The organism is Trinickia sp., assembly GCF_051954495.1.
GTDB lineage: Bacteria > Pseudomonadota > Gammaproteobacteria > Burkholderiales > Burkholderiaceae > Trinickia.
This window is the reverse complement of the sequence record NZ_JBQCHR010000158.1, coordinates 1-15,508: the sequence shown is the minus strand read 5'-3', so window position 1 is coordinate 15,508 and position 15,508 is coordinate 1. Positions and strand designations below refer to the sequence as shown.

12 protein-coding genes and 1 pseudogene are annotated in these 15,508 nt (G+C 63.5%); 8 read left to right on the top strand and 5 right to left on the bottom strand.

All coding sequences use genetic code 11. The features are described from left to right. Positions 1–1,383, top strand: a complete 1,383-nt coding sequence (locus ACTHNR_RS21580) for a sigma-54-dependent transcriptional regulator (RefSeq protein ID WP_440549864.1) — start codon at positions 1–3, stop codon at positions 1,381–1,383. Positions 1,384–1,438: 55 nt separating this feature from the next. Here ACTHNR_RS21580 and ACTHNR_RS21575 read toward each other — a convergent pair whose 3' ends face one another. Genes ACTHNR_RS21575 through ACTHNR_RS21555 form a run of 5 tightly spaced genes read right to left on the bottom strand, consistent with a single transcriptional unit; the run spans position 1,439 to position 6,997 of the window. After that, on the bottom strand, positions 1,439–2,608 hold the full coding sequence (locus ACTHNR_RS21575) for an ImpA family type VI secretion system protein (RefSeq protein WP_440549861.1): 1,170 nt from the start codon (positions 2,606–2,608) through the stop codon (positions 1,439–1,441). Further along, positions 2,605–3,678 (bottom strand): type VI secretion system baseplate subunit TssG, encoded by a 1,074-nt coding sequence (gene tssG / locus ACTHNR_RS21570; RefSeq protein ID WP_440549858.1) that lies wholly within the window; start codon positions 3,676–3,678, stop codon positions 2,605–2,607. The genes ACTHNR_RS21575 and tssG overlap by 4 nt, the downstream gene beginning before the upstream one ends. Next, positions 3,678–5,567, bottom strand: coding sequence for a type VI secretion system baseplate subunit TssF (gene tssF, locus ACTHNR_RS21565; RefSeq protein ID WP_440549856.1), 1,890 nt, complete (start codon positions 5,565–5,567; stop codon positions 3,678–3,680). Before tssF ends, tssG begins: the two co-directional genes overlap by 1 nt. Positions 5,568–5,604: 37 nt before the next feature. Beyond that, positions 5,605–6,159 carry a type VI secretion system baseplate subunit TssE gene (gene tssE, locus ACTHNR_RS21560; protein ID WP_440549854.1) on the bottom strand — a complete coding sequence of 185 codons (555 nt, stop codon included), beginning with the start codon at positions 6,157–6,159 and terminating at the stop codon, positions 5,605–5,607. Further along, positions 6,146–6,997 carry a TagK domain-containing protein gene (locus ACTHNR_RS21555; RefSeq protein ID WP_440549851.1) on the bottom strand — a complete coding sequence of 284 codons (852 nt, stop codon included), beginning with the start codon at positions 6,995–6,997 and terminating at the stop codon, positions 6,146–6,148. The genes tssE and ACTHNR_RS21555 overlap by 14 nt, the downstream gene beginning before the upstream one ends. A gap of 537 nt (positions 6,998–7,534) precedes the next feature. Here ACTHNR_RS21555 and tssH point away from each other — a divergent pair. From tssH to ACTHNR_RS21520, 7 genes and pseudogenes are all read left to right on the top strand, one after another. Continuing rightward, positions 7,535–10,264, top strand: a complete 2,730-nt coding sequence (tssH, locus tag ACTHNR_RS21550; protein WP_440549848.1) for a type VI secretion system ATPase TssH — start codon at positions 7,535–7,537, stop codon at positions 10,262–10,264. A 52-nt stretch (positions 10,265–10,316) separates the two neighbouring features. Further along, complete coding sequence (tssB, locus tag ACTHNR_RS21545; protein ID WP_440549846.1) at positions 10,317–10,871, top strand: type VI secretion system contractile sheath small subunit; 555 nt, start codon at positions 10,317–10,319, stop codon at positions 10,869–10,871. Between the two features lie 61 nt (positions 10,872–10,932). After that, complete coding sequence (gene tssC / locus ACTHNR_RS21540; RefSeq protein WP_440549843.1) at positions 10,933–12,432, top strand: type VI secretion system contractile sheath large subunit; 1,500 nt, start codon at positions 10,933–10,935, stop codon at positions 12,430–12,432. 130 nt (positions 12,433–12,562) lie between these two features. Beyond that, the gene (locus tag ACTHNR_RS21535; protein WP_440549840.1) at positions 12,563–13,048 is read left to right on the top strand and encodes an Hcp family type VI secretion system effector; all 486 of its coding nucleotides are present in this window, start codon (positions 12,563–12,565) and stop codon (positions 13,046–13,048) included. A 153-nt stretch (positions 13,049–13,201) separates the two neighbouring features. Then, the gene (gene tssJ, locus ACTHNR_RS21530) at positions 13,202–13,723 is read left to right on the top strand and encodes a type VI secretion system lipoprotein TssJ (protein ID WP_440549836.1); all 522 of its coding nucleotides are present in this window, start codon (positions 13,202–13,204) and stop codon (positions 13,721–13,723) included. A gap of 31 nt (positions 13,724–13,754) precedes the next feature. Continuing rightward, positions 13,755–15,098 carry a type VI secretion system baseplate subunit TssK gene (gene tssK / locus ACTHNR_RS21525; RefSeq protein ID WP_440549834.1) on the top strand — a complete coding sequence of 448 codons (1,344 nt, stop codon included), beginning with the start codon at positions 13,755–13,757 and terminating at the stop codon, positions 15,096–15,098. Between the two features lie 122 nt (positions 15,099–15,220). Next, positions 15,221–15,508: pseudogene (locus ACTHNR_RS21520) on the top strand (type VI secretion system Vgr family protein); the annotation flags it as partial.

Here is a 15,508-nt window from a genome sequence, read left to right as displayed (position 1 = left end):
ATGAACGCGACGACGACGGACAACCCGCAGGTGATCTTCATCGAAGACGACGAGCTCGTGCGCCGCGCGAGCGTACAGAGCCTACAGCTCGCGGGCTTTACCGTCGCCGGATACGGATCGGTCGAAACGGCGATCGGCGGGGTGGCTGGCCTGCTCGACGACGACGCGTTTACCGGCGTGATCGTCAGCGACATCCGGCTGCCCGGCGCGAGCGGCCTCGAGCTGCTCGCGCAATGCCGCGAGCATGTGCCGGACGTGCCCGTGATCCTGGTCACGGGGCATGGCGACATCTCCATGGCCGTCCAGGCGATGCGCGACGGCGCCTACGACTTCGTCGAAAAGCCCTTCGCCGCGGAGCGGCTCGTCGATACCGTGCGGCGTGCGCTCGAGCGCCGGCGCTTGATGCTGGAAAACGTCGCGCTGCGCAAAGAGCTCGCCGCGCGCGACGCGCTCGTCCCGCGCATCATCGGCCGCAGCGGCGCGATTGGCGAAGTGCGTCGCCTGATCGCGAACGTCGCGCCGACCGACGCATCGGTGCTCATCATCGGCGATACGGGAACGGGCAAAGAACTCGTCGCGCGCAGCTTGCACGAGCTCTCGCCGCGCGGGGCCAGACCGTTCGTCGCCGTCAACTGCGGGGCGTTGCCCGAGTCGATGTTCGAATCGGAGATGTTCGGCTACGAACCGGGTGCGTTCACCGGCGCCGCCAAACGCCGCATCGGTAAGCTCGAATATGCATCGGGCGGGACGGTATTTCTCGACGAGATCGAAAGCATGCCGCCCGCGTTGCAGGTGAAATTACTGCGCGTCCTGCAAGAGGGCGCGCTGGAACGGTTGGGATCGAACCATCCCGTACAAGTGGATGTGCGCGTCGTCGCAGCCGCGAAGGGCGACATGCAAGCGCTGGTGGCGTCGGGCGTCTTCCGGCGGGATTTGCTGTATCGGCTCAATGTCGTGACGATCGAGTTGCCGGCGCTTATCGAACGACGCGAGGATATCGTGCCGTTGCTGGAACACTTCGTACTCGACGCCGCCGTGCGCTACGAGCGCCCCGCGCCCATCCTGACGCCGCGCCAGCGCGCAGACTTCATGGCGCGCGATTGGCCCGGCAACGTCCGGGAATTGCGCAATGTGGCGGATCGGCTCGTGCTCGGGATCGAACGGGCATCGGACGGACTGGTAGGAGAAACCGCGCCGACTCGCTCGTTGAAGGAGCGCGTCGAACAGTTCGAGCGTGCGGCGATCGCCGAGGCGCTCGAACAACATGGCGGTTCGGTGTCGGCCGCCGCCGATGAGCTGCAGATCGGCAAGGCGACGCTGTACGAGAAGATCAAGCGATATGGCCTAGCTGAACGGGGCGAGGCCGGGAAGGACGGCGCGTAGGCGCTGCTATCCGTTCCAATAGCGTTGGGCCAGCCGCACGGCGGCCCCGCCCAATTTATGCGCTGTCCGTCTCCTCCCACTGCGCGAGGAGCTCGGCCGGAATGGCCCGCACGACTTGCGCATAGCGCTTGCCCACGAACTGCTCGGCGCGTTTGAGCAGTACCGGAATCGGGCTGCTCGGCTCGTTCGTCTCGAACCATCGCCGCGCCGAGCGAATCGAGGCCAGCGCCGTTTCTCGGTCGACTGGCGCCGCACTTGGGCGCGGCGGCTCGGGCGGCAACCCCCGCAATCGCGGGCTCTCATGCCCCGGGCTTTCGTGCCCCGGGCTCTCGTGCCCCGGTGCTTGATCTCTCATCGAGCCAAGCGATGGTTGAGAAAGCTCATCTGTGACAGGCGGCGCCGGTTCGGCGCCGTCGTCGTCCCTGGCCGCTATCGGCACTGCGTCGCGTGCCGCCGCGCCGTTCGGCGCATCTTGACGCAGCAGCCGCAGCAGCCCCGCCAACGGTGCAAAGTTCGGCCGATAAGCATCGAGATGTTCGGCGCACCATGCGTCGATCCTTTCGAGGTCTGCGCCCGCCTCGCGGAAGCTAGCCATCACGGCCGCTTGCCTAGCGGACAACTCCTGCAGCTGCTGAGCGACGGATTCCGGTGCGAGCGCATCGGCCGGGCGCGGATGCGAGAACGCGCGCTCGACATCGCGCACCTGCAGACGAGTCATCGTCGATTTCGTGAGCACGATGTCTCGGACATCGGCGAGAAGCCCCTCGGGATCGGCCAGTGCCTGCAGCGCATTCATGCGCATTTCCAGCACGGCGTCGCGCTCGTTGTCGGCGCCCAGTTGCGGATGAATGTCGTCGGCAAACGCGCCGAGCCATGCGGCAATCAGCTCGATTCCTTGCGCAAGGCCCGCGGCGCCGGCTAGCCGCGTACGGCACCGGGTGTATAGCACGGCCACGCGAACATCCTTCGTGCGCACCATGAGCCGCTGGCAGTCGCGTTCGATATCGCTCCAGTTGGCGGGTTCCGGCGAGCCGACGAACGCGCCGTACTGCACGTCTTGCTTCGGCGCGGCGCTCGCGAACAGCACCACGAAGTCATGGTCGTATTCGAGATCGGGCCCACAGGGGGCCGTGCCGCTCACGGGCGCGAGCCAATCGTGATGCGGTGCGTGCTTGACGGGCGCAGCATTGATTTTTGCGCGCTGAGCGCTGGGCTTCTTGCTCATCGATTCGCCTGAGAGGTTGAAAAGGAGCGCGCGGGGCGCCGAACGTAATGCTCCGGCTTGAACCGCATACCGGTAACGGGGCGATCCCCGCGCGCTTCGCCGAGCCATCCCGACCAGCCTATCCGTTGCGCACCGCCCATCACCGCCGGCGGCGTACTTCGAGGCTTGATGCGCAGCTCCAGCTCCCAATCCAATTCATAGCCGGCGAACGCACGCACCCATTCGACTAGACGGGGCAAATCTTCGCCTTGCGGCGTGAAGCGCAAGTAGGCGTCGAGATCGAGTGGACCGATGACGATACGAAACTTGTGATGCCGATCCGGCGCGACGCGGCCGAGGATCGCGCCTTCACCCATCGTCGAAGCAGGACCCGGGTGCCCCATTCGACCCAGATCGGCCCGATCGATCTCGATCCAATGAAACACGCTTTCTTCGATGGCGACCGGGACGCCAAAGTAGTGCTCGAGCGTGGCTCGCAGTCCATCCGGGTTGCGGGACTCGCGCACGAGGTGAGCCGCGGCGGCCAAGCGCGCATGCGCAGGCAGCGAACGTTGCGCGATCTCGCCTGCGTCCAGCCCGATGAGGCTCGCGATGTAAAAGGAAAACCGCTCGTCGTCGCGGCGATCGAGCCCCGCGGCAGCCTGCCCCGACGCCCACGCCCGATAGAACAACGTAAAGAAGCGGTGGTGAAAGATATCGAAGAAGTCGACCGTCGTCGTATCGCGCCGGCTTTCCTCGCGATCGCGCGCCATCTCCGTCACGTGGATCGGCAACGGCCCGTTGGGCCCGAGCATGCCCAACCCGAAGAGCCGCACGTCGAGCCGCCCGGCGCTTTGCCGCACACGGGCCACTTCCCGGGGCGCAAAGGCGAGGCTCGGCTGCTGCCCGAGTCGAAACGGTTCGGCGCGCGGCCGGCGCGCTGTGCCGATCGGATCGATGGCCGCGCTCGCGCCGATGCGCCGCAGCAGCGGCAAGAAGCCGAAGCGCCACGGCTCGGCCTCGAGGCGCGCGAGCAGTTCGTTCGAGATCGAGCGCTCTCGCATGCGCTCGCTTGCGTCGGCTCCATCCATCAGAACGCTCCGCGCGTGCCGCTGCGCAGTGGCCAGCGCGCCAAGCGGCCACGCTGCATCGAGTGCAGCTCCGTCTGCGCAAAACTGTTGATCGAGACATGACGCGCCAGCCAATGCTCGAGGATGAGACCGAACAGATACGGGCTCGCGCCCGAGAAGCCCGTTTCGTCCACGGTCAGCATGCACTCGACGCCGCGCCCGAATGTCATGGGCCCTGTGCCCGGCAGCTTGCGTGTCGCGGGCCGCGTTTTTGCGCCGACGAGGCTTTCGACCTGCCGTTCTTGTTCAGTCCCTTCGCCGGTCAAGTACAGGCGCAACAAATCGCGCAGCCCGCGCCCGCCGTCGCGGTGATCGAGTTCCTCCAACGGCAGGTAGTTGAAGTTGAGCTGGCGTATCAGCCGCCACGCCATCTCGCGCTCCGCATAGGGCGCCTTGGGCGGGCTTGGCGGGCGAATGAGGCCGATGTTCCGAACCGGGGCGGACTGCGCGGTTGTCAGATCGCACACGCCGTCGCGCGGGACGAGCGCAGCCAAATCGCGGTTGGTGACGAGCGCATCGACCGATAGGAAGCGCATCGCTTCGCTGTAGGGCGCCTCGTTCTGATCGACGAGCGAAAGAAACGCTTCCGTGCCGACGTACGGTGTGCGCGTGCCGTAGCGCCGTGCAGAATCCGACATCAGCCGCCGCTCGCGCCTCACCGAGAAATAGCGACCGTGGTTGCCCTCGTCGTCGTTCAACGTTTGAAAGAGCGGACGAAATTCCTGTTCGGCCGAGGCCTCGCCGATTTGTCCATACACGGTCTCGACGGAAAACACTTCGTAATCGAGCGGCGCGAGCCTGGACGGTACTAGATGAAATTCGACGTCGCGCGGGGAGATTTCGACGCGGTCGGTATGGAGCTTGAAGAGGTTGACGACGGGCGTGCAAAAGAGCGCGAAGCGCGACGCATCGACAAGGTTCGCCAGTTGCCCCGGCATCCTATCGAGCAGCACGACGATTTCCACCTCGCGGCCGTCGACCCGCGAGAAGCCTTCGCCCAAACCGTTGAGCGCGAAGAACAGAAAACGCGCCGGGCAGGAGAAGTATTCGTGCAGCAGGTTGTGTCCATGGAATTTCGTCCAGGTGAGCGGGAGCAAGCCCTGATCCGAGCGCAGCCCCTCATGGCCTACCGCATCGCGGCTCACGACGGCGGGTGGTCGCCCGGGCCGACCGAATTCGCCCGGCGCGGCGATCACGCAGGCCACGCTAGCTGCGTGCAGCAGTTCGAACAGATGCGAGGCGACTTGCTCGTCGCCGGCCAGATAGACGGGCAGCCGATCGAGGGCCTTAAGATCGCCGATGCGGGCATTGCCCGTTGCGGCGAGCCGCAGCCGCAGCGCGCCCCGCACTTGCTTGTCCGGCGACACATAGCGATCCAACGCCGGAATGTCGGGTGGCACGCCCGTCAAGCGAGCGTCGATGATTTCGAGCGGCCAGAGCGTGACGTCCTGGCCGCTCGTGAACTGACATGCGGTTTTTTCGCCGTCGGGGATGCGCGCCGCGAACATCGAGCCGCGCGCGACGCGATAGCCTTCGGCAAGATTACCCTCCGAGCCCCCAGGATAGAGACGGGCGACCGCCATCGACGGCGTGGGCGCGACGTAGTTCGGATAGATCACTTCCAGCAGGCGCCCGGTAAAGCGGGGAAACTCGGCGTCGAGCTTGATATGCGTGCGAGCCGACATAAAACAGAACGATTCGATGAGCCGTTCCACATAGGGATCGGCCGTCTCACCCGTTTGCATACCTAGCCGCCGTGCGATCTTGGGATGAGCCTGCGCGAACTCGGCGGCGAGTTCACGCATATAGATGAGTTCCTGGTTGTAGTACTCGAGCAGTCTCGGATCCATTGGGAGGCCTCGTGATGTGGTGCGTGCCGCACAGCGCTCAGCCGGCGCGCATGCCCGTGATGTTGACTTCGCTCGTGTCGAGATCGAGCGAACTCTGCACCATGAATTCGAGCGGATACGGGTCCATCTGCACCATGCCTCGCACTTCGAACGACAAGATGTTGTGATGCTCGCCGGCGTCGATCGCCTGACATGGCGAAACCACCAATGATCCGGGGATCAATCTCGGCTCGAATTCAGTGATCGCCCGTCGGATCATCTGCTCGATATCGTTCCACCTTCGTGAGGCGAGGAAGGCGCCGGCGAGCGGCGGCACGCCGAAATTGACCGTCGAGGCGGCGGCCTGCGGGTAGCGATCGCGGTCGATGAGGTCCTCGATGCTGGTGGTGTTGAGCAAGAACGCGAGATCGCGCTGGATGATGTCGCGCAGCTGCTTGCGGGTGACCGCGTAGTGTTCGGGCGTTTCGAATTGGCGCTGGGGCGCGTCGTCGCGCAGACGATCCATGAGTGTGGGCAGCAAATGCGAGCTCGCGCGATGCGGCGCCGAGCGCTGCATATGGCCAGCCGTGCGACGCGGTTCACGCTTGCTCATCGATCGCCTTCGCGTTGGACGGTACGGCCGCTTCGGCTAGCTCAGCTTCGCGCGCGAGTCGCCCGCTCGCGCGAAGCGCTGGCTCGACAGAACCGAGGTTGTCGGGGCTCACGGCCGAGCGCTCCGTGCATGACGGCGCGACGAGCGGACTATCGATCGACAGCACATGGTGTTCGCGTCGCGTTAGCGGGGGCGGCAGGACCGACGCGCGTGCTGACGAATGAGGCTGCGTGGCGGCGCAATACTCGGGTGGAGCAAACAGCCGCAAAACTTCCGGCTCCGAATCTTCGGCGAGGCCAAGTGGATCGGCCGCAGAGCGGCCTTCCAGCCGGCCAAAGCAGCCGTCGATCGTGCTTTCGCCCGCGAGCAAGGTTTCGATCGAGCCGGCGTTGCCTTGCTTTGTACCCGCGGATGCTCCGTGTGCCGCTTCTTCGTCCGTATCGCAAGGTAGGGCATGCGGTATGGCATGCGCGGGCGCCTCGTCTGATTGATCGACCCATGATTGCGTGACCGAGGCCTGCGGATCGCTCAACGCCCGCCAGTATTGCTCATGCAAGGTGGCGATGAGATCGGCCGCGCATGGGGCGGCGCTCGTGGCGTTCGAAGCCGCGGGTGTTTCGCCCGGGTCGTGCCACGCTTGCTGTGCTCGCGTTCCCCCATCCGCCCCGCCGATCAGGCTGAGGATCGGATCGGCGTCTTGCGGCTCACACACATGCTCTTCGAACGAAGTATTGAATTCGGGGTCCCGCTCCGCTGGCGGCTTGTGTTCGGCGATCAACGTAGGCTCGACGTTGGGGGCGCTCGGCCGGCGGCGCCACGGGAGGCGCAGTGAGTCCATGGAAAGGATCTGTCTTGCAAAAAGGCCGCCATTTAACCACGGATGGCGATGAAATGCTTATCTCTTAATTAATAGTCGTTAATCGATATGCCGCTATTTTGAGATGTGCCTGTTTTGGAGGTTGGATTCAGTAAAAGGCGGTGTCGAGGGAGGATGTTTCGGTGTTTCTCCGAGGTGACGAAATTTGAGAAGTTTCCTATTCGAGATGCCGGGGTAAAGCCTGCCAGTCAAAGCTGACGGGGTGTGGGAGGGAGTGTTGCGCGTCTCTGGGTGGGTTGTTGTTAGCCTGCCGCGACGAGATCTCTGTCTCTTTCTCGCCGACGGTTGTTGATGCGAGTTCGTGTTCGTGTTGATAATTCAGCCCACTGAGAGTTGACGAAATTTCAAGAAATAAATGAATTCGAATAATGAGAAGAAGACCATGCTAGAGCGCGTGGCTGTATGGCTATGCCAGGCGGCTGTTGACCGTGCAATGTGCGAGAGCAGTGCGATCATTAGAACGCGTGGCGACGACGGCGTAAGCCATCGGGATCACGCATGACGATTCCACGCCAGGCACTGTTCGGTAAGCTCGGGGGAGAGCTCTACCGAGGCATCGAATCAGCCACCGCGTTTTGCAAGCTGCGTGGCAACCCTTATGTCGAGCTAGTCCATTGGCTGCACCAAGTCCTGCAGCAGCCCGATGGAGATCTGCATCGCATCGTGCGGCATGCGGGCATCGATCGCGATGTGCTCGATCGCGACTTTGCTCGAGCGCTGGCTGCGTTGCCGGCCGGCGCCAGTTCGATCAGCGATTTCTCATGGCACATCGAATCGGCGATCGAGCGCGCGTGGGTACAGGCCACGCTCGGCTATGGCGATAGCCGCGTGCGCGGCGCGTGGCTCGTGGCGGCGCTCGTCTCCACCCCCGAGCTGCGGCGCGTGCTGCTCGCGATCTCCGCGGCTTTCGGCAAGATCCCCACCGAGGGGCTAGCCGATGTGCTGCCCGCGTGGATCGATGGTTCGCCTGAAGCGGCCGGCGCGCCCTATGACCGTGGCGAGTTCGCGCCCGCCGCGCCGGGCGAGGCATCGAGCGCGATGCCGTCTGCGACCCAAAGCGCATCGCTCGAGCAGTACTGTACGGATCTGACGGCGCGCGCGCGAGCGGGCGAGATCGACGCCGTGATCGGGCGAGAGATCGAGATCCGAACGATGATCGACGTGCTCCTGCGCCGCCGGCAGAACAATCCGCTGGTGACGGGCGAAGCCGGGGTGGGCAAAACCGCCGTAGTCGAAGCTCTCGCGCGGGCCATCGCGGCAGGTAGCGTGCCGCCGGCGCTCGCCGATGTGCGCCTGCTTTCGCTCGACGTCGGGGCGTTGTTGGCCGGAGCGAGCATGAAGGGCGAGTTCGAAGCGCGTCTAAAAGGCGTACTCGAAGCCGCGGCCAAATCGCCCGTGCCCGTGATCCTCTTTGTCGACGAGATTCATACGTTGGTGGGCGCGGGCGGCCAGGCCGGCACGGGCGATGCGGCCAATCTGCTCAAACCCGCGCTGGCGCGCGGAACGATCCGCATGATCGGGGCGACGACCTGGGCGGAGTTCAAGCGTCACATCGAGAAAGATCCCGCGCTGACCCGCCGCTTCCAGGTGTTGCAAGTGGCTGAGCCGGCGGAGCCCGCCGCAGTCGACATGGTGCGCGGGCTGGCCGCTACGTTTGCTCGGCACCACCGGGTAGTCGTGCGCGACGAAGCGATCCGCGCCGCCGTCACGCTTTCTCACCGCTACATCCCGTCGCGTCAATTACCGGACAAGGCGATCAGCCTGCTCGACACGGCGTGCGCGCGGGTCGCGTTGTCGCAGCATGCCGCGCCGCGCGAATTGGAGGAGGTGCGGCGGCGGCTGGCGGCTGCGCGCGTCGAAGAGGACCTGCTCGTGCAGGAGGCGCGGATGGGGCTCGATGCGGACCAAGCATTGGCCGGCGTTCGCGCGCGCATCGACGGATTAGCGGCGGAAGAAGCGGCGATCGACGCGCGCTGGCGGGACGAGGCGGCTGCCGCGCAAGCGCTGATCAATGCGCGCCAAGCGGTTGAGGATGCGACCGATGCAATCGATGCCCCAGGTACCGCAGCTGCCCTTAGCCCGCTCGACTCGCTCGGCGATCCGATCGACCGAGCGGCATCGATGTCCAAGCTGCGCGAACTCGAACAAGCGCTCGCCCGCTTGCAAGGCGATGCACCGCTGGTATTCCCGGAAGTCGACGAGGCGATCGTCGCCGAAATCGTCGCCGACTGGACCGGCATCCCCGTCGGCCGCATGGTGACCGACGAGCTTGCCGCTGTACGCGTCTTACCCGACATGCTGGAAGCACGGGTGATCGGCCAATCCGGTGCGCTGCGCCGCATCGCCGAGCGCGTGCAGACGGCTCGTGCGGGCCTGGCCGATCCGCGCAAGCCGCTGGGCGTCTTCCTGCTCGCCGGCCCCTCCGGCGTCGGCAAAACCGAAACGGCGCTGGCGCTGGCCGAAGCGCTCTACGGCGGCGAGCAGAACCTGATCACGGTCAATATGAGCGAGTACCAGGAGGCTCATACCGTATCGGGCCTGAAGGGCGCGCCGCCGGGCTATGTCGGTTATGGAGAGGGCGGGATCCTCACCGAGGCGGTTCGCCGTCGGCCGTATTCCGTCGTGCTTCTCGACGAGATCGAGAAAGCCCACCGCGATGTGCATGAGATGTTCTTCCAAGTATTCGACAAGGGCTACATGGACGATGGCGATGGGCGCCACATCGATTTCCGCAACACGACGATTCTGCTGACGAGCAACGTAGGCGCCGAACGTTGCGCGAGCCTATGCGCCGATCCTTCCAAAGCGCCGGACATCGACAGCCTGCGTGAAGCGCTCGCGCCAGAGTTGTTGAAAGCCTTCCCGGCGGCGTTCCTCGGGCGCGTCACCGTCGTGCCCTACCGTCCGCTCGCCGATAGCGCGCTCGCCAGCATCGTGCGTCTACATCTGCGCCGCGTCGTCCACCGCATGGCCGGCACTCACGGCATCGAGCTCAGCTATAGCCAGACGCTGGTCGACTACATCGTCGGCCGATGCTTGGTGCAGGAAACAGGCGCACGGGTGCTCATCGGCTTTATCGAGCAGCACGTGTTGCCGCGGCTCAGTGGCGTGTGGCTCGATGCCTTCGCCGCGAAACGACCGCTCTCGCACATTGCGATCGGCGTGGCCGACCCGTCCCACGCGCCCGCCCAGGCGCTTACCTTCGATTCAGCGTTCCGCGATTCATAAGCATCCGGCTCACCGGAACGTTCCCTACTTCGTCACCGTTTAGGAGTCCTCAATGTCTGCATCCGACAGTTCACAGAAGTTTCTTGCGCGCAATCGTGCGCCGCGTGTCCAGATCGAATACGACGTCGAAGTCTATGGCTCGGAAAAAAAGGTCGAGCTCCCGTTCGTGATGGGCGTGTTGGCCGACCTATCGGGCAAGCATCCGATCGAGCCGTTGCCCGAGGTATCGGACCGAAGCTTTCTCGACATCGACATCGACAATTTCGACGAGCGCATGAAGGCGATCCGCCCGCGCGCGGCGTTCGCCGTACCCAACACGCTGACGGGCGACGGCCAAATGATGGTCGACGTGACCTTCGAGAGCATGGAGGACTTCTCGCCCGCGGCGATCGCTCGCCAGGTCGAGCCGCTACGGCAACTGCTCGAAGCACGCATGCAACTGGCGAATTTGCAGACGTATATGGACGGCAAATCGGGCGCCGAAGCGCTGGTCACGCAATTGTTGCGGGACCCGACGCTGCTGAAATCGCTGGCCGCCGCGCCCAAGCCCGAGCGCCGCGACAGCGGCAGCAGCAGCGAGGCCGCTGCCGACGAAAGCGCGAGCTGACCGAGCATCGAACCGATCAAGCCGACCGTCCTAACCGACGAACCGACCGAGGATAACCACCGTGGCGAAACAAGAAGCCCAGGCCGCTCAGGCCCAAACCGCAACCCCGACGCATTCCGATTTCGCACAACTGCTCGAAAAGGAATTCCGGCCTAAGACGGATCATGCCCGCGAAGCCGTGGAATGCGCGGTTCAAACGCTGGCCGAGCAAGCGCTCGCGCAGTCGGTCACGATGAGCGACGACGCCTACAAGAGCATTGCGGCGATCATCGCGCAGATCGACAAAAAGCTGTCCGAGCAGATCAATCTCATCTTGCATCACGAGGATCTACAAGAGCTTGAATCGGCGTGGCGAGGATTGAGTCATTTGGTGTCGAACACCGAAACCGACGAGCACTTGAAGATCCGCTTCATGGACGTGTCGAAGGCGGAGCTGCACCGCACGATGCGCCGCCACAAGGGCATCGCGTGGGATCAGAGCCCGCTCTTCAAGCAAATTTACGAACAAGAATACGGGCAGCTTGGCGGCGAACCGTACGGGTGCCTCGTCGCCGATTACTACTTCGACCACACGCCGCCCGATGTCGATCTGCTTGGCTCGATCGCGAAAGTGGCGGCGGCTGCGCATACGCCGTTCATCGCGGGCGCCGCGCCTTCCGTGCTGCAAATGGAATCGTGGCAGGAACTCGCCAATCCGCGCGATCTCACGAAAATCTTCACGCAGAACCTTGAATACACCGCATGGAATTCGTTGCGCAATACAGAGGACGCGCGCTACATCGGACTCGCGATGCCGCGCTTTCTGGCGCGCCTCCCGTACGGCGCGAAAACCAACCCCGTCGACGAATTCGATTTCGAGGAAGCCACCAACGGGTCCGATCACAGCCGTTACGGGTGGGCGAACGCCGCCTACGCCATGGGCGTGAACATCAACCGCTCGTTCAAGCTATACGGCTGGTGCTCGCTGATACGCGGCGTCGAATCGGGCGGCACGGTCGAGAACCTGCCGTGCCATACGTTCCCCACCGATGACGGCGGCATCGATATGAAGTGTCCGACCGAGATCGCGATCTCGGATCGCCGCGAGGCGGAGCTTTCGAAGAACGGCTTCATCCCGCTCGTGCATCGCAAGAATACCGATCACGCCACGTTTATCGGTGCGCAGTCGCTGCAAAAGCCGGCGGAGTATTACGACCCGGACGCGACCGGCAACGCGAACCTATCGGCTCGTCTTCCTTATCTCTTCGCCTGTTCGCGCTTTGCGCATTACCTCAAGTGCATCGTGCGCGACAAGATCGGCGCCTTCAAAGAGCGCGAGGACATGCAGCGCTGGCTCAACGAATGGATCATGCATTACGTCGATGCCGATCCGGCCAACTCATCGCAGGAGACCAAAGCGCGCCGGCCGCTCGCGGCGGCCGAAGTGCTCGTCGAGGACGTAGAAGGCAACCCGGGCTATTACCAGGCGAAGTTTTTCTTGCGCCCGCACTTTCAGCTCGAAGGCCTTACGGTTTCGCTGCGCCTCGTCACCAAGCTTCCTTCGATCAAGGAAGCGGCGTAACGGCGCGGGCGGGATCGCTGCGCAGCTTACGCACCTACCGATTTATTCATTCGTTTGACCGGAGCCTGGCGGCGTCGACACGACGCTGGCGGGCTGCGGCCTTTTGTCATCAACTTCAAGGAGTGTTGATATGGCGCAGGACATTTTTCTGAAAATCGACGGCATCAACGGCGAGTCGCTCGATGACGCACACAAAGACGAAATCGAGATTCTCACCTGGGAGTGGGAAATCCAGCAGGAGTCGTCGATGCATTCGGGCAGCGGCGGCGGCGCCGGCAAGGCTACCGTCAAGGATCTGACGTTCGAACACAACATCGACCGCGCGAGCCCGAATTTGATGAAGTACGCGCTGACGGGCAAGCATATCAACGAGGCCGTGCTCGTGATGCGCAAGGCAGGCGGGAACCCGCTCGAATATTTGAAGATCACGATGAACGACGTGATCGTCACGCGCGTGAAGCCTTCCGGCAGCCGGAGCGATGCCGAAAAGAGCCGCGAGGCCGTATCGCTGTCGTTCTCAAAGGTGAAGCACGAATACGTCGTGCAAAACGCGCAGGGCGGCAGCGGCGGCGCGGTGACGGCCGGCTTCGATATCAAGGGCAACAAGGAAGCGTAAGCGTCATCGAATGATCGGCCCCGGCGAAGGAAGCATGCTTTGCCGGGGCCGATCATCCGAGGGCTCATCGGTTCATGGGCTCGTGGGCTTATTGATTCGTTGATTTACCGGTCGATGGATTTGCTGATACATCGACTCGCTAGGAAATTCTGCATGCGTTCGTTCTCGACCATCACAGCGCCCGTAGCCGCACTCGTTAGCGTCGTGGCGCTTGCCGGCTGCGTCAGCAGCGCACCCAAGCCGGAAGTGAAAGAGCCGGTTCGGCTCGAGCTGAAAGTCAGCGCCCTTCCTGGCGTCAACCCGGACGATCAAGGGAGAGCCGGGCCCATCGCCGTGCGCATCTATGCGTTGAAAAACACGACCGCATTCAACGAGGCCGATTACTTCACGCTGCAGAAACGCGACAAGACCGTATTGCCCGACGAACTCGTCAACCGCGACGAGTTCGTCTTGCGGCCCGGCGAGCATCGAACGATCGTCGGGCCCTTTGATCCGGCGACGACGGCGATCGGCGTGCTGGCCGCTTATCGCGATCTGCCGAATTCGGTTTGGCGAGCCGTGTATTCGATACCCGCGACGCGAGAAACCGCTTGGTACCGCTTCTCCAAGCCGAAGCTCAAGCTCGCCATCGATCTCGAGGCCAACGCCATCAAGATCACCGAAGTAAAGCGATGACAAACGTGAAGCAACGAGACGGACGATACATATGAGCTGGTACGCCAAAGTCGCCTGGCAGGAAGGGTTGTTTTTTAGACCGCAGCTGTTTCAACAACAAGAACGCTATTTCGAAAAGTACGCGCATATGCGGGCGGCGCCGCTTTCGCCGTTCTTTTTCGGCTTCACGCACTACGCGATCGATATCGAAGCGCTGGCGTTGGGCAAGGTGATCGTCAAATCGGCCGGGGGCGTGTTCGCGGACGGCACCCCATTCGACGCGCCAGGCATTACAACATTGCCGCCGCCATTGACGATCCGGCCCGAGCATCTCGATCAAGTGATCTATCTCGCGGTGCCCGTGCGTCTGCCGAACTGTGAAGAGACGACTTTCGACGACACGGCCGATTCGTTGGCGCGCTATGCCGTATTCGATACCGAACTGCGCGACACGAATTCGACTGGACTTGGGCCGGAGCAGGTGCAGTTATCGGATTTGCGTTTGCGCCTTTTGCCGGAGAAGGAACTGGGCAACGCGTGGATCGGATTGGCGTTTGCCTGTGTGAAGACGATCCGTTCCGACGGCAGCATCGAACTCGACGACACGCTCGTGCCCCCTGTGTCGGGCTACGGGGCGAGCCCGCTGCTCACTAGCTGGGTCACCAAAATCCATGACCTCGCGCGCTTGCGGGCCAATGCGCTGGCGCAGCGGCTCGCCGGGACGGAGGAGACGACGGCGAGCGCCGCGACGGTGAGCGATTACCTGTTGCTGCAGATTTTGAACCGCTACGAGCCGCTGTTGCAGCACTTGCTGCATGTGCCGGCGGCCTCCCCGGCTGACGTGTACGCGTTGCTCATCGGCATAGCGGGTGAGTTGTCGACGCATCTGCGCACCGATACGCGGCGGCCGCTCGCGTCGCAGCCGGCGTACCGGCATACGGCGCCGTATGCATGTTTAAAGCCCATCGTCGACGACACCCACCGATTGCTCAATGCGGTGTTGGTGCGCAGCGCGCAGAGCATCGCACTGAAGGATTTGAGCCACGGCATGCATAACGCCGTGGTCGATCCCGCCGATATGCGCGGATTTACTGCGCTCGTGCTGGCCGTGCATGCCGCGATGCCGCCCGACGTGCTGCAACAGCAGTTTCTCGCGCAGGCCAAGGTCGGCCCTTCCGACAAGCTGCCCAGCCTGGTCGGCAGTCATCTGCCCGGTATCGGCCTGCAGGCGTTGCCCGTTCCGCCGCGGCAGATTCCGTTCAACGCGGGCTACGTCTATTACGAGCTGACGCGGGGTGGGCCGCTTTGGGAGGAAATCGCACGCCATGGCGGCATTGCGCTGCATGTGGCCGGGGAGTTTCCGTCGCTCAGGATGGAGCTGTGGGGCGTGCGCTGATATGCGCGCGTCCGATCGAATGATTCGTCACGTTTGACACCTCTATCACTCAGCGGCTTGGCATTGCGATCGCATGCAAGCGTGCGCTCTTGAGGCGAGCCGAAATCACGGGAGAAGCGGAAATGGCTTTGTTTGATGCACCGCGGACGCTGTCAATATCCGGCGCCGCCCTGCCGATGTACGGCGATCAACCGATCCTCACACCGGTCAAACTGAGCGGCCGGGAAACGCTTGGCGAGTTGTTCGAGTACACGCTTGAGCTGAAGACCCCCGATTCGCTCTCGTTCTCGCCGAGCATGGCGGCGAACATCGATTTGAACAAGCTGATCGGCACCGAGGTGACCGTCTCGATCGAGCTCGAGGGCAAGGGGCATTTCATTCCGGGGCTGCGCGGTAACGCCGGAATGGGG

Coding starts and splice junctions, on each gene's coding strand:
- ACTHNR_RS21580 (WP_440549864.1), top strand. CDS start 1: ATGAACGCGACGACGACGGACAACCCGCAGGTGATCTTCATCGAAGAC.
- ACTHNR_RS21575 (WP_440549861.1), bottom strand. CDS start 2,608: ATGAGCAAGAAGCCCAGCGCTCAGCGCGCAAAAATCAATGCTGCGCCC.
- tssG (WP_440549858.1), bottom strand. CDS start 3,678: ATGGATGGAGCCGACGCAAGCGAGCGCATGCGAGAGCGCTCGATCTCG.
- tssF (WP_440549856.1), bottom strand. CDS start 5,567: ATGGATCCGAGACTGCTCGAGTACTACAACCAGGAACTCATCTATATG.
- tssE (WP_440549854.1), bottom strand. CDS start 6,159: ATGAGCAAGCGTGAACCGCGTCGCACGGCTGGCCATATGCAGCGCTCG.
- ACTHNR_RS21555 (WP_440549851.1), bottom strand. CDS start 6,997: ATGGACTCACTGCGCCTCCCGTGGCGCCGCCGGCCGAGCGCCCCCAAC.
- tssH (WP_440549848.1), top strand. CDS start 7,535: ATGACGATTCCACGCCAGGCACTGTTCGGTAAGCTCGGGGGAGAGCTC.
- tssB (WP_440549846.1), top strand. CDS start 10,317: ATGTCTGCATCCGACAGTTCACAGAAGTTTCTTGCGCGCAATCGTGCG.
- ACTHNR_RS21535 (WP_440549840.1), top strand. CDS start 12,563: ATGGCGCAGGACATTTTTCTGAAAATCGACGGCATCAACGGCGAGTCG.
- tssJ (WP_440549836.1), top strand. CDS start 13,202: ATGCGTTCGTTCTCGACCATCACAGCGCCCGTAGCCGCACTCGTTAGC.
- tssK (WP_440549834.1), top strand. CDS start 13,755: ATGAGCTGGTACGCCAAAGTCGCCTGGCAGGAAGGGTTGTTTTTTAGA.